This is a genomic window from Afipia dichlorophenoxyacetatis (assembly GCF_055386385.1).
The window spans coordinates 5,698,551-5,712,325 of the sequence record NZ_AP029250.1 but is presented as its reverse complement, the minus strand read 5'-3'; the positions used below and the strand labels follow the sequence as shown (position 1 = coordinate 5,712,325).

The window sequence follows — 13,775 nt, the reverse complement described above, 5'->3', positions numbered from 1 at the left end:
CCTTCCCGGACCCCGGCTGAGCGGCTATGAAGCGAGTCATGAAGTTTGACTCGCCGCTTCCGATTGACGCCGTTCTCGCTGATCTGACGACCACACTCGCCCGCAGCAGCACGGCCGTGCTTGTCGCGCCGCCCGGTGCGGGCAAGACCACGCGCGTGCCTCTGGCATTGCTGGAGGCTGCATGGTCGAACGGCAAAAAGATTATCGTGCTGGAGCCGCGCCGGATCGCGGCGCGCGCAGCTGCGGAGCGAATGGCGCAGACGCTGGGCGAAAAGGTCGGCGACACGGTCGGCTATCGTGTGCGCTTCGGCTCCAAGGTATCGCGCAAGACGCGCATCGAGGTCGTGACCGAAGGCATTTTCTCGCGGCAGATTTTGGATGATCCAGAACTGGCCGGCGTTGCCGCGGTTTTGTTTGACGAATTCCATGAGCGCTCGCTTGATGCCGATCTTGGTCTGGCGCTGGCGCGCGACGCTCAGCAGGGATTGCGCGAGGATTTGCGAATCCTGGTGATGTCGGCAACACTCGACGGTGCGCGCGTAGCGAAGTTGCTTGGCGATGCGCCGGTGGTTGAAAGTGAAGGCCGGGCTTTTCCCGTCGAGACGCGCTATGTCGGCCGCAAGCCGGACGTGCCTGTCGAGCGGCAGATGGCGGACGTTATCGCGACCGCGTTGCGGGCCGATGGCGGTTCGGTGCTGGCGTTTCTGCCAGGTGCTGCGGAAATCCGCCGCACGCAAAATGCGCTCAGCGAGCGTCTGAGCGATCCAAACACGGAAATCGTGCCGTTGTTCGGTGCATTGGAAGCAGGTGTGCAGGACCGCGCCATTGCACCGGCGCCAAAAGGACAGCGCAAGGTCGTGCTTGCGACATCCATCGCCGAGACCTCGCTCACCATCGAAGGCGTGCGGATTGTGGTGGATTCCGGGATGGCGCGCGTGCCACGCTATGAACCCGACATTGGTCTCACACGTCTCGAAACAGTCCGCGCGTCGCGTGCGGCGGTGGATCAGCGTCGTGGTCGCGCTGGCCGCACAGAGCCGGGTGTTTGCTATCGTCTGTGGGACGAGCCGCAGACAACCTCGCTTGATGCCTACACACGGCCGGAGATTTTATCGGCCGATCTGTCGTCGCTGGTGCTTGATCTCGCACATTGGGGAGCCAGTGATCCGGCATCGCTGACATTTCTCGATCCGCCGCCGGTGCCAGCGTTGACAGAGGCGCGCGCTTTGCTGCGCGAACTGGATGCGCTGGACGACGATGGCCGCATCACCAGCGAAGGCAACAGTCTGCGGGCATTGGCCCTGCCGCCGCGGCTGGCGCGTATGATCGTCGATTCCAATCGTCTGAGTTCCGGTGAAGAGGCGGCGCTGATCGCGGCGATTCTGACTGAACGCGGCCTTGGCGGAGATAGTGTCGATCTGGATGCACGTCTCGACAATTTCCGTCGTGATCGTTCGCAGCGCGCATCCAGTGCGCGGCAGTTGGCGCAGCGCTGGGCAGAACAAGTTGCCGACATCGCGCCGAAGGGGCCTGAGGGCGAATCGCTCTCCACAGGCGTCATGCTCGCGCTCGCGTTTCCCGATCGTGTCGCGCGCAATCGCGGCAATGGTTCTTTCCTGCTTGCCAACGGACGCGGGGCCAGCATGGACCAGACTTCGGCACTGGCTCGCGCGCCGTATATTGCTGTCGCAGAATTGACCGGTACTGCCGCGAACGGCCGCATCCTGCTCGCCGCGCCGATCACGCAGCAGGACATCGAAGCTGAGTTCTACGCGCACATCGAAGTCGCAGATGAGATCACGTTTGACAAACCTGCGATGGCGTTGCGCGCCCGGCGGCGCAGGAAGCTTCATGCGATCACGCTGTCCGAGCAGCCTCTTGCGATCACGCCGTCGCCTGAAGCGGCCAAGGTGTTCGCGGATGGTGTAGTTGCCGCGGGGCTCAATCGGTTGCCCTGGTCGAAGCCGTTGAAGCAATGGCGTGACCGCATTATGTTCCTGCGCGCAGCATCTCCGGACGAGTGGCCGGATCTGTCAGACAAGGCACTTGCGGAGACGCGTGACGATTGGCTCGTGCCTGCATTATTTGGCAAGACATCGCTCGCAGATATTTCTGCGGGCGATTTGTCCGATGCCTTGATGGGTCTGCTGCCGTGGGAGCTGCGTTCGCGGCTCGACCGTGAGGCGCCGACACACTTTGAAGCGCCGACGGGTACGTCCCTACCGATCGATTATGAAGCGGAGCAAGGGCCGACCATCGCAGTACGTCTGCAGGAACTGTTCGGCCTCAACGTGCATCCGTCGATTGCGAAGGGAAAAATTCCGCTGGTGCTGGAGCTGCTATCACCGGCCCATCGGCCGGTGCAGGTCACGCGAGATTTGCCGGGTTTCTGGCGCGGCAGTTACGCCGCGGTACGCTCCGATCTGCGCGGGAGGTATCCGCGTCATCCCTGGCCTGAAGATCCGGCCACTGCGATGCCGACGCGTCGCGTCAAACCGCGCGGAACCTGACTTCGGACATGCGTTTTCGGAAGCGTTAACGTTTCAATCACCCTTTTCTCGGAAAAAGCGATCTTTGCTGGTGCGGTTAGGCCCAACTTCCAGCCCGGTATGGTCTGGTGAGTTGGGCTCGTCAAAAGCAGGCGTGGCGTGATGCGTAGCATTATGATCTTTGCGGTCGTCCTCATCGTGATAGGCACCTTTATGGGCCAGATGGCGGACAAGATGTCGTCCGACGCCGCACAGGCGAAAGCAATCGAAGGCTCGAAGTCCGTCGATTCTTTTGCATCGGTCCAGCCGCAGACGGTTGGTATTGCCAGCGGACGCAGCCTTGTGATTCCCCGCGACAGGCGCGGTCACTTTCAAACCGATGGCCGCATTGATGGGCAGCGTATCGACTTCATGGTCGACACCGGAGCATCCGTAATTGCACTTAATGAGCGGTCCGCGGCACAGATCGGGGTGCGTCCATCCCCCAACGCGTACACGACGGTGGTGTCCACGGCCAATGGCAAGATCAAGGCTGCGCGTATGCGGCTTGCGATGGTCGATATCGGCGGACTCATCGTGCGAGACGTGGATGCCATGGTGCTCCCTGACGAGGCACTGTCAGAGAACTTGCTCGGACTTTCGTTCCTGTCGAAGCTCAAGCGCTTTGAATTCGCCGATGGCAAGTTGGTGATGGAGCAATAAGTCTCAGCGATCTCAGCTGCGTCGAAACACCACGCTCAGATTGTTCGCAGGCATCTCCGTAATCACCGGGGCCGAAAAGCCCTCCGCCGCCGCCAACTTCACAACCGCTTCCAAGTCTCGAAGGCCCCATTCGGCATTGCGCTCTCGCAAGGCTGCATCGAATGCGTCATTGCTCGGTGCCGTCACGACGTCAGCGCGTCGATAGGGACCGTACAGATAGAGCGGAGATCCCGGACGCAGAAGTCTTCCGGCTCCCCGAAGAAGTCCTTCGCACGCTCGCCACGGCGAGATATGAATCATGTTGATGCAGATGATCGCATCGGCACTTTCGAGCGGCCAGTTATTGGATGCCGCGTCCAGCATGACGGGCAGCAACACATTGGTCACACCCGCGTCATGTGTCCACACCGGGATGCTTTGGAGTGCGGCAGCATCTGGATCGGATGGCTGAAAGGTCAGGTGAGGGAAGTGCTGCGCGAAATACGCTACATGTTGTCCAGAGCCGCTGGCAATTTCCAGCACAACGCCCGATGCCGGCAAGACCCCGCGCAGCACATCTAAAATGGGCTCACGGTTACGCTCCGTAGCAGGTGCTTGAAGACGATGGTCGGTCATGGTTCCTCGCTTGTGCCATTCTAGTGTTCGGGCGAACTTCTGAACGCCCACACTGGATCAACGCTGCCAATATGCCGTAATTCGTCGCCAAAGTGTGACTCCCGCCTTTCCACGGTTCATCGCATTCGCTATGGCTGCTGGATTGAACATTTTCCTTTTCACGAGGCCTTTGAATGTTTCCGAAGCCGAAGCCCGAACTCTTCCCGAACACCTATGCCTACGAATCCGAGCCGATGGTGAAGGCAACGGGCTTCCGCGAGTACGACGCGCGGTGGCTGTTCGGCAAGGAAATCAACCTGATGGGCATTCAGGCGCTGGGCATGGGGCTCGGTACCCTGATCGGCGAACTTGGTGCAAAGCAGGAAATCGTGACTGGACACGACTTCCGCGGCTATTCGGCGTCGATCAAATATGCGCTGATTTCGGGCCTGTTGGCTTCCGGCTGCAAGGTGCACGACATCGGCCTCGCGGTCACGCCCATGGCGTATTTCGCGCAGTTCGACCTCGACGTCCCGTGCGTCGCGATGGTGACGGCGTCCCATAACGATAATGGCTGGACCGGTGTGAAGATGGGTGCGAATCGTCCGTTGACCTTTGGTCCGGACGAAATGACGCGGCTGAAGGAAATCGTGCTGAATGCGGACTTCAAGTTGAAGCCGGCCGGCGCGTATCAGTTCGTGGAGAATTTTCCGTCGCGCTATATCGCCGACCTGACCGACCGGCCGAAACTGAAGCGCAAGCTGAAAGTTGTCGTGGCTTGCGGCAATGGGACCGCGGGCGCTTTCGCACCCAAGGTCATGGAAGCGATCGGCTGCGAGGTGATCCCGCTCGATACCGAGCTTGATTACACCTTCCCGAAATACAATCCCAATCCGGAAGATCTCGAAATGCTGCACGCGATTCGCGATGCAGTCCTTGAACACAAGGCGGATGTTGGTCTCGGTTTCGATGGCGACGGTGATCGCTGCGGCGTTGTCGATAACACTGGCGAGGAAATCTTCGCGGACAAGGTCGGTGTCATGCTGGCGCGCGATATGTCCGCGATCCACAAGAACGCGCAATTCGTGGTCGACGTGAAGTCGACCGGTCTCTTCGTGACGGATCCCGTGCTGCAGAAGCAGGGCGCGCATACGACCTACTGGAAGACCGGGCATTCCTATATGAAGCGCCGCACCAATGAATTGAAGGCGTTGGCGGGCTTCGAGAAGTCAGGTCACTTCTTCTTCAATTCGCCAGTCGGGCGCGGCTATGACGATGGTCTCGTGTCAGCCATTGCCATCTGTGAAATGCTCGATCGCGCAGGTGGCAAGAAGATGTCGGATCTCAAGAACGCGCTGCCGAAGACATGGTCGTCGCCGACCATGTCGCCTCACTGCGCCGACGAAGTAAAGTACGGCATCGTCGATCAGGTGGTGAAACATTTCGAGGATGTGAAAGCGAAAGGCGGTAAGGTCGCCGGTCAGCCGGTCCGCGATCTTGTCACGGTCAATGGCGTCCGCGTCACCTGCGAAGACGGCAGCTGGGGCCTTGTCCGCGCGTCGTCAAACAAGCCAGAGCTGGTCGTTGTGGTCGAAAGTCCGGTCTCCGAACAGCGCATGCGCGACATGTTCGAGGCGATGGATTCGGTGCTGCGCACCCATCCTGAAGTCGGCGAGTACAATCAGAAAATCTGACCTTTTAGCCCCGCTTCCGCAGCGGGGCTAATTTTATAGACAAGCGGAGATCATGCCGCGCTTGCGGCCGGCACCGGGAGCGCGGTGACAGATTTGATCTTTTCCATCGCGAAGCGCGAAGTCACGTTCTTGAGTGAGACGGCGCTGATCAGCTTTTTGTAGAACACGTCATAGCTCTGCATATCTGCCACGACGACTCGCAGCATGTAATCGACATCGCCGGCCATCCGATAGAATTCCATGACCTCTGGCATAGCGCTGACGGCGTCTGCAAATTTCTTCAGCCAGGCGTCGGAGTGGTCGCCGCTCTCCACCGAAACGAACACCGTGATCCCGAGGCCGATCTTGTTCTGATCGACGAGGGCGACGCGGCGAAGGATGATGCCTTCGGCTTCCATGCGCTGGATGCGCTTCCAGCAGGGGGTCGACGACAGGCCGACGCGATCGCCGATCTCCGCGACTGACAGGGAGGCGTCGTCCTGCAGCACGGTCAGGATCTTGCGGTCGATGGCATCGAGGCGGCGGTTGGTCTCAGCGGCTGTCGGGGCGGCGACGTCGGTCATAAAAAGAACTTTCTTCCATAATGGAGGCTTTGACCCCTAATATATAGAAAAATCTTCTCATGCAAGCTCTTCAGGTCGTCCTTAGAGCTATTCTCCTGCCAGTTTGAGCGCAGGCGATTCGGCCAAAAGTCTTTCAACTTCAGCGCGTTGCGGGGAGGCAAAGGCTCCGCCGTGGCGGGTACACTTGAGTGCAGCCGCTGCTGAGGCGAACCGCATGGCGGCCTGGATCGGCTTTCCCTCGGCGATGGCGAGCGCGAAGGCGCCGTGGAACACGTCGCCGGCGCCCAGGGTATCGACGGTCTGAACCGGAAACGATGGCACGTGATGCGGCTGCCGTTGGTCGTCGAGCCACAGCGTGCCTTGCGCTCCATTGGTGACGGCAAGGAAGCCCGGCGTCAGGTCTGCAACCTTGCGCAACGCTTCAGTGTCATCAGTGATTCCTGCCGTTGCGTGCAACGCCTCCGCCGAAAAGATGATGTGGCTGGACGCCACCAGTAGGCCTTCACTCAGCGACATGACGCGGTCGGCATCAAGGATTACCGGGATGTCGCGGTTGCGGGCCTCGACGCAGAGACCGGTGACGAATTCCGCGCAGCGATTTTCAGTCAGGATGGCGTCGCAGTCCTTCAGCAACGTTTTAGCGTCCGGCAGCTTGACCTTCCACAATTCGGGGTCGCGATACGTCACGATGGTGCGCTCGCCGCTCGGGTCGATCATGATGCTGGAAATCGGTGTGACGAGGCTCGGCATGTGAACCAGGGCGCTCTCGATCCCCTCGCGCGTCATGTCGTCAAACATGTGCGCGGTGGTTTTCTCTCCCGCGTGCCCCATCGGGCCCGACATTCGGACCCGGCCGCCGAGCCGCGAGATCGCAACGGCGGCGTTCAGCGCATTGCCGCCGGTCAATTCGGTGAAATGCGCTGCACGCTTTTTCATGCCACGTGCCGGCACGTCGTCGACACGGAAAATCAGGTCGCGCACCGGCATGCCGATGCACAGAATTCGCAATGGCTTCTTCGGCGGCGGGGACGGAGATTCCATAAGCGACTTCCTCGCGCAATGTACGCCGGCTCAACATAGCTGAGCTGCAATCTCCGGCGCGAAATCCCGTGTAGCGCCGGAGCAATCAACGGAGCAGGGCGGTTCCTCCTGCTGAGGAACCGCTGAAAATCATGTGGTTTGGGCGATCCAGTTTGCCAGCAGATGATGCGCGATTGCGACCGGATGTGGCCCTGTCAGCCCCTGCGGATGCTCCCTCTTGAGCATGGCAACAGCTTCGTCGCGACTGAACCAGCGTGCATCTTCCAGTTCGGTTTTGTCGACGATGATATCGGTCGTGGTGGCGCGTGCCGTGCATCCGACCATCAGTGACGATGGATAAGGCCACGGCTGCGTCATGTAGTAACGCACATCCGTACACTGGATGTTGGATTCTTCCAGAATCTCACGGCGAACAGCATCTTCGATAGTCTCTGCGGCTTCAACAAAGCCTGCAAGACACGACCACATCGACGGCGGGAATTGCGACTGACGCCCGAGCAGGCATTTGTCACCTGACGTCACCAGCATGATGACCACAGGATCCGTGCGCGGAAAGTGTTCTACCTTGCAACTCGGACAGTCACGCTTCCACCCGCCCTGGGTCATCGAGGTGCGTGTGCCGCAATTGGCGCAAAAGCCGTGACGTTGATGCCAGCTGACGAGGGATTTCGCCATGGCAATGGTCGATAGTTCGCGTGCTGCGACTGCGCCGCTTGCCGCGACCGCGCGCAGATTTTCCACGCCGACGTCGCTACGCCCCATCAATGCTTCAGCGGCGGTCGCGCTGATGCCCATGCCGAAAATGGCGGCACCATCTTTCAGGCCGAGAAAAATTGTGCCCGGATTGGCGCCAAACTTACGGGCTTCATCCAATGTCAGCAGCGCGCGCGGTCCGTCGGCACCGTGTGTCATCAGCAACGAATCGCGATGGATCACATACGCCCGCGCGTCGCGATGGGTTTCCATTGCGTACAGTTTTTCGTCATTGCCGCGGAGATGCGCGGCGCGATCGATCGGATGGGAGACGAAGCCCGGCTGTCCGAGCGGAAAGGAGTCGTTTAACGTCATGTTTTTTTGAGCTCTAAAGGTCAGGTCAACCAGATCTTGCGGCGCAGGGCACTGATGAAGGCTTCCACTTCCTGTGGGTCGTGGGCAAGCGGCGGGACGACACCCCAGACCGGCCGAGGCCAGGCCGCGTCGCTGGAGCGGCGGGCGATGATATGAATGTGCAATTGCGGGACGACATTCCCTAGCGCGGCAATGTTCAGCTTGTCGGGTTTGGTGATGTCCTGGAGCGCGCGCGCGACGCGGTTGATCTCGGTCGTCAACTGCGCCTGTTCGACCTCGCTGAGGTCGATGATCTCAACGGTGTCTGCGCGGCGTGGAACCAGCAGCAGCCAAGGATAATTTGCGTCCTTGATGACAAGCACGCGGGACAGCGGGAGGTCGCCGATATTGATCGTGTCTTTTTCAAGCTGGGGATTGAGCGACCAGGCAGGAACGTCGGCAGCCATCAGAATTCCGTAAGGTTTTGATAGGTTCAACCTAGCGCGTATTAGGCGTCCGTTGTTACCGCTTTCACGGTCAAAATTCGCGCAAATTATTGATCGGGAGCCTTTTCATGGCGGAATACCACGCTTGCTTTCCGGCCGCTTTGGCCCCAAATAGGGGCCGGGAGATTGGCGGTGGACGAGCCACTCGCCAACCGGGTCAGGTCCGGAAGGAAGCAGCCCTAACGAGGTCCGGATCGGGTCGCTCGTCAGTCTCCTACCTCTTCTATCCGACGTGCTCGGATCGGTGCAATGCGTGCGGGCGCTCCGGGATTCCGGGCACCGGACTCTCCGCTAGACACCCCTTGATGAGATTTTCGCGGATCAATCGATGACCGATGCTGACATTTCCGCCGTGACCCAAGCCGATCAGGCGGGTTTCGCGCTCGGCGGCGCATCCGGTTCCGCAAATGCCAAGACGGGCTACCGAGTCCTGGCGCGTAAATATCGCCCATCGACATTCGACGATCTGATTGGCCAGGAGGCCATGGTCCGCACCGTCTCGAATTCGTTCGAGGCCGGACGAATTCCCCAGGCTTGGATTCTCACGGGCGTTCGCGGCGTGGGGAAAACCACGACCGCGCGCATCTTGGCCCGTGCGCTGAACTACGAGTTGCCGGATGGTTCGGTGAAGGGGCCGACCATCCATATGCCGACGATGGGGACCCATTGTCAGGCGATCATGGAAAGCCGGCATATCGATATTCTCGAAATGGACGCGGCGTCGCATACCGGTATCGACGACGTGCGCCAGATCACCGACGGCGTCCGCTATGCGCCGTCGAGCGCGCGCTACAAAGTCTACATCATCGACGAAGTGCATATGCTCTCGGAGAAGGCGTTCAACGCCTTCCTGAAGACGCTGGAAGAGCCGCCAGAGCACGCCAAGTTCGTTTTCGCCACGACCGAAATTCGTAAAGTGCCGGTCACGGTGTTGTCGCGCTGCCAGCGGTTCGATCTGCGGCGCGTGGATTCTGACGTGCTGATGGCGCACCTCGCCAATATCTCCGACAAGGAGGGCGTGAAGGCCGAGCCCGAGGCGCTGGGGCTGATCGCACGTGCGGCGGAAGGTTCGGTGCGCGATTCGTTGTCGCTGCTCGACCAGGCGATTGCGCATGCGGCTGGCGTTGTCCGCGCTGAAGACGTCCGGCAGATGCTGGGTCTTGCCGATTGCACCCGCGTCATCGATTTATTTCAGTCGTTGGCCAGCGGCGATATCGCTGCTGCCTTCAAGGAATTTCGTGAGCAGTACGACACTGGCGCCGATCCGGTCGTGGTGCTGAGCGACCTTGCCGAGTTCGTGAATTTCGTCACCCGCGTGAAGGTCGTGCCGGCCACGGCCGATAATCTGGCGCTCGGCGAAACCGAACGTGTCCGTGGGCGTGATTTTGCGGCCAAGCTTTCCATGCGAGTGCTGTCGCGGATGTGGCAGATGCTGCTGAAGGGCATCGCGGAAGTGCAGGCTGCGACGCGTCCGCAAGCTGCCGCGGAAATGGTGCTGGTGCGCATCGCTTATGTCGCTGACCTTCCGACACCGGATGAGGCGATCAGGATGATCGATGCGGGCGGTGGTTCATCGCCTGTGGTCGGTGGAAACGGCGGCGGCAATGGCGCGCCGCGTGGCATGGTGTCGATGGCACCGGTTGTGAGCCATGGCTCGCCTGTACGAGCAGTGGCTTCGGGCGCGCGGCCCGGCGGTGAAGCATTGAACCGTCCGCGGATGAGCGTGCCTGTGCCCGCTGAAGCAACGCCTGCGCAGCCGCAGCGGCGGATAACAACGTTCGCTGAACTGGTCGCCCTTACGGGCGAGAAGCGCGATCTGCAGCTCAAATCCGCGCTTGAGGCTGATATGCGCCTTGTGCGCATGGAAGACGGAAAGCTCGAAGTCGCGCTTGAGCGTAGCGCTGCGCGCTCCGTGATCAACGATCTGTCGCGCAAGCTCGAATTCTGGACCGGTCGTCGCTGGACGATCGTTGTGTCCAACGAGGAGGGGCAGCCGACACTGCGTTCACAGGCGCTGGTGGCAAAAGAGCAGCTCAGGGAAGGCGTGCATGCCGATCCTCGCGTGCAGGCGGTGTTCGCGAGATTCCCCGGCGCGCAGTTAGTGGATGTGCGCAGATTGGCGCCGGAACCCGCGAGCGAGCCGACTGGCGAAGATCCCGTCGAGCCGATTGAAGACGACGAACTTTAACTCGATTTCAAAGAGGAATGACTCATGGCTGATTTTCTCGGCATGATGAAGCAGGCCGCCCAGCTTCAATCGAAGATGAAGGCGATGCAGGACGAACTCGAACACGTCGAGGTCGAAGGCGTGTCCGGCGGCGGGCTCGTCACTGTTCGCATGACTGCGAAGATGGAAGTGAAGGGGATCAAGATCGATCCGTCGCTGATGAAGGCCGAAGAACGCGAGATCCTCGAGGATCTGCTGGTGACGGCGCATGGCGATGCACGCCGCAAGGCAGAGACGGCGATGCAGGAAAAAATGCAGTCGCTGACGGGTGGGCTCGGTCTGCCGCCAGGGTTGGGTCTCGGCTAATATGGCTACTTCGGTTGCCGGTCCTGAGATTGAACGGCTGATCCAATTACTTGCAAGGTTGCCTGGGCTTGGGCCGCGTTCGGCGCGGCGCGCGGCGCTGCATCTGATCAAGAAACGCGAAGCTCTGATGACGCCGCTCTCGACTGCTCTGCAGGTTGCGATCGACAAGATTCAGGTGTGCAAGACTTGCGGGAACATCGATACGCATAACCCATGCACGGTCTGTACAGATCCGCGGCGTGATCCATCCATCATTGTTGTTGTGGCGGACGTTTCAGATTTATGGGCGCTGGAACGCGCCAACGCCACGAACGGCCGCTACCACGTGCTGGGCGCGACATTGTCGCCGCTCGACGGCGTTGGTCCGCAGGATCTGACCATCGATGCACTAGTGGCGCGGGCGCACGATTCACAGGTGACGGAAATCATTCTGGCGCTCAACGCAACTGTCGATGGGCAGACGACGGCCCACTACATCACAGACCTGCTGCAGGATGCTAATGTCCGAATCACGCGACTTGCGCACGGCGTGCCCGTTGGTGGTGAGCTGGACTATCTCGATGAAGGTACGCTCTCGGCTGCGATGCGGCAGCGAACTCTGTTTTAAAAATGACTGGGAATAGAAGTCGCATGAAGTCATCTCTGTTTGCAAAACTCGCAGCGGGTTTTCTTTCCGCGTGGTGCGCGATCTCCCTGGGGACAACGGGAGCGTCCGCGCAAGCCGCCAAGCCACCCGCACCGAAGCCGCTTCATGCCGGTGAGGTGCTGTCTGGAGAATTGACCGCGATGCGCAGCGGTCCGAAAAAGAAGCGGATGATCACGTATCAGCTGACCAGTGAGCCGCGCCGGTTACCGGCGCCATCGGGCCTTTGCAATCTCGAAACCGGTCCCGAGACATTTCAGATCGTAACCAACAGCGATGCTGAGGCTGCCGCGCTGAAGCCTTTTATCGGCAAGAGCGTTTCGCTGAAGGCCGACGAAATGTCCTGCGCCGCAGAGGCCGGGCAGTTTAGCGATGCCATCGTCTCGAAGTGGAGCGTAGTGAAGCACTAGCTTCGTATCGCAGTTCTCGCAGTCTGGATTTCAATGTCGCTGTCGGGCCTAGACCCGGCAGTTTCTTTTTGAAGTTGGCTTCAGTTAGGATTGGCGGCCTTTGACTAGTTCTGCAAAATGGCCGCGCCGCTGCAACCATCCCAGCAGGATGAGGCTCGGTATGGCGACGACGACGCTGAGCACGAAGAACAGCGGCCAGCCGATAGCCTGCGCCACAAAGCCCGCACCTGACGACAGATAGGTGCGGCCGATGGCGGCGAATGCCGTCAGGAGGGCGTACTGTGTCGCGGTGTGTAGCGGGCTTTGGCACAGCGACGACAAATACGCGACGAAGATGACTGTGCCGATTGCGCCGGTGAAGTTCTCGGCGGTGATCGCGAGCGCGAGCGCCCATTGATTGAGACCCACGTGCGACAGCCAGGCAAACGACAAGTTCGAAATCGCCTGCAGGACGCCGCCGATCCACAGACAAGCTTCAAGCGACCAGGCACGGGCCAGAAAGCCGCCGGCGAACCCGCCGATCAGGGTCGCCGCGAGACCAACCCCTTTGACGATGGCGGCATAGTCATTGCGGCTAAAGCCGAGATCGATCACGAACGGGGCCGTCATCGCGCCGGAGAACGCATCCGTGAACTTGAACAGGACGACAAATGCAAGAATCGCCCAGACATCCTTGCGGGTGAGAAATTCAGTGAACGCGCCGACAGCAGCCGTGGTGACGCGCTTGAGTGCACTTTCACCGGATGTCGCCTGATCCGCGCGGCGGGACTGCTCGGGTTCGGTCGCAGCCAATGATGCGATCATGCCGATCAGCACCATCGTGGCCATGGCGATATAGCCCCACATCCATGCGGCCGATTTCGCGAGGCCTGTCGCTTCAAATCCGCTGACCAGGAACAGTGCGCCTGCTGTTGAGACGAGCATGCCGACACGATAGGCCGCGACGTAGGATGCCATGCCCGCGGCCTGTTCGCTTTCCGGCAGGCTTTCGACACGAAAGGCATCGACAACGATGTCCTGTGTTGCGGAAGCCGTGGCCACCAGCAGCGCACCGAATGCAACATAGAAGGGTGATTGCGCAGGGTCGGTTATGGCGAGCACAAGGATCGCCGCTATGAGCAGCAGTTGCGCGAACACCAGCCAGCCGCGCCGTCGTCCCAGCCACTGCGTCAGGAGCGGCACATGCAGCGCGTCGACCAGCGGCGCCCAGAGAAACTTCAGCGTGTACGGTGTGCCGACGAGAGCAAACAGCCCGATGGTGCCGAGATCGACACCGGATTCCCGCATCCACACCAGCAGCGTGGACCCGGACAGTGCCAACGGCAGGCCCGAGGAAAAACCGAGAAACAGCACGATCAGCACGCGCGGCTGCAGGTACACTGCCATAGCGGCCCGCCAGGACGCGCGGGGACGGGGTGGGGCTGCCTTCACCGTTTCAGGAGCTGTCATGGCACGGTGTTAGCAGATTCGAGCCTCTTTCTCCCGCCATCATGGGTGAAACGGGGGCTCCGGCTGCTTGACACTGACCCATCAAATTCCGACAAGCTTTCCTG

13 protein-coding genes and 1 other RNA gene are annotated in these 13,775 nt (G+C 60.4%); 8 read left to right on the top strand and 6 right to left on the bottom strand.

All coding sequences use genetic code 11. The annotated features are described in order from the left end of the window. Positions 1–38 precede the first annotated feature (38 nt). Entirely contained in the window at positions 39–2,510 is a 2,472-nt protein-coding gene (gene hrpB / locus ACZ5C3_RS26800) for an ATP-dependent helicase HrpB (RefSeq protein WP_464034130.1), read from the top strand. 141 nt (positions 2,511–2,651) lie between these two features. Continuing rightward, positions 2,652–3,191: a TIGR02281 family clan AA aspartic protease gene (locus tag ACZ5C3_RS26795; RefSeq protein ID WP_464034129.1), complete on the top strand. Its 540-nt coding sequence runs from the start codon at positions 2,652–2,654 to the stop codon at positions 3,189–3,191. Positions 3,192–3,203: 12 nt separating this feature from the next. Here ACZ5C3_RS26795 and ACZ5C3_RS26790 read toward each other — a convergent pair whose 3' ends face one another. After that, a complete protein-coding gene (locus ACZ5C3_RS26790) occupies positions 3,204–3,806 on the bottom strand; it encodes a DUF938 domain-containing protein (protein ID WP_464034128.1) in 603 nt (200 codons plus the stop codon). 173 nt (positions 3,807–3,979) lie between these two features. Here ACZ5C3_RS26790 and ACZ5C3_RS26785 point away from each other — a divergent pair, with 173 nt between their 5' ends. After that, a complete protein-coding gene (locus ACZ5C3_RS26785) occupies positions 3,980–5,479 on the top strand; it encodes a phosphomannomutase/phosphoglucomutase (protein WP_464044377.1) in 1,500 nt (499 codons plus the stop codon). A 50-nt stretch (positions 5,480–5,529) separates the two neighbouring features. Here ACZ5C3_RS26785 and ACZ5C3_RS26780 read toward each other — a convergent pair whose 3' ends face one another. From ACZ5C3_RS26780 to ACZ5C3_RS26765, 4 genes are all read right to left on the bottom strand, one after another. Then, a complete protein-coding gene (locus tag ACZ5C3_RS26780; protein ID WP_464034126.1) occupies positions 5,530–6,042 on the bottom strand; it encodes an Lrp/AsnC family transcriptional regulator in 513 nt (170 codons plus the stop codon). Positions 6,043–6,129: 87 nt separating this feature from the next. Continuing rightward, positions 6,130–7,083: a sugar kinase gene (locus ACZ5C3_RS26775; RefSeq protein WP_464034125.1), complete on the bottom strand. Its 954-nt coding sequence runs from the start codon at positions 7,081–7,083 to the stop codon at positions 6,130–6,132. A 129-nt stretch (positions 7,084–7,212) separates the two neighbouring features. Continuing rightward, entirely contained in the window at positions 7,213–8,151 is a 939-nt protein-coding gene (gene nudC / locus ACZ5C3_RS26770; RefSeq protein WP_464034124.1) for an NAD(+) diphosphatase, read from the bottom strand. 20 nt (positions 8,152–8,171) lie between these two features. Beyond that, positions 8,172–8,597, bottom strand: coding sequence for an HIT domain-containing protein (locus ACZ5C3_RS26765; protein ID WP_464034123.1), 426 nt, complete (start codon positions 8,595–8,597; stop codon positions 8,172–8,174). 160 nt (positions 8,598–8,757) lie between these two features. Here ACZ5C3_RS26765 and ffs point away from each other — a divergent pair. The 5 genes from ffs (at position 8,758) to ACZ5C3_RS26740 (ending at position 12,222) form a co-directional block, all read left to right on the top strand. After that, positions 8,758–8,854: signal recognition particle sRNA small type (gene ffs / locus ACZ5C3_RS26760), an RNA gene on the top strand. Between the two features lie 110 nt (positions 8,855–8,964). Continuing rightward, the gene (locus ACZ5C3_RS26755; protein ID WP_464044376.1) at positions 8,965–10,824 is read left to right on the top strand and encodes a DNA polymerase III subunit gamma/tau; all 1,860 of its coding nucleotides are present in this window, start codon (positions 8,965–8,967) and stop codon (positions 10,822–10,824) included. Positions 10,825–10,848: 24 nt separating this feature from the next. After that, complete coding sequence (locus ACZ5C3_RS26750; RefSeq protein ID WP_424628332.1) at positions 10,849–11,169, top strand: YbaB/EbfC family nucleoid-associated protein; 321 nt, start codon at positions 10,849–10,851, stop codon at positions 11,167–11,169. Between the two features lies 1 nt (position 11,170). Next, positions 11,171–11,776, top strand: a complete 606-nt coding sequence (recR, locus tag ACZ5C3_RS26745; protein ID WP_464034122.1) for a recombination mediator RecR — start codon at positions 11,171–11,173, stop codon at positions 11,774–11,776. Between the two features lie 23 nt (positions 11,777–11,799). Further along, complete coding sequence (locus tag ACZ5C3_RS26740; protein ID WP_464034121.1) at positions 11,800–12,222, top strand: hypothetical protein; 423 nt, start codon at positions 11,800–11,802, stop codon at positions 12,220–12,222. A gap of 84 nt (positions 12,223–12,306) precedes the next feature. Here ACZ5C3_RS26740 and ACZ5C3_RS26735 read toward each other — a convergent pair whose 3' ends face one another. Beyond that, the gene (locus ACZ5C3_RS26735) at positions 12,307–13,671 is read right to left on the bottom strand and encodes an AmpG family muropeptide MFS transporter (RefSeq protein ID WP_464034120.1); all 1,365 of its coding nucleotides are present in this window, start codon (positions 13,669–13,671) and stop codon (positions 12,307–12,309) included. Positions 13,672–13,775: the final 104 nt, after the last annotated feature.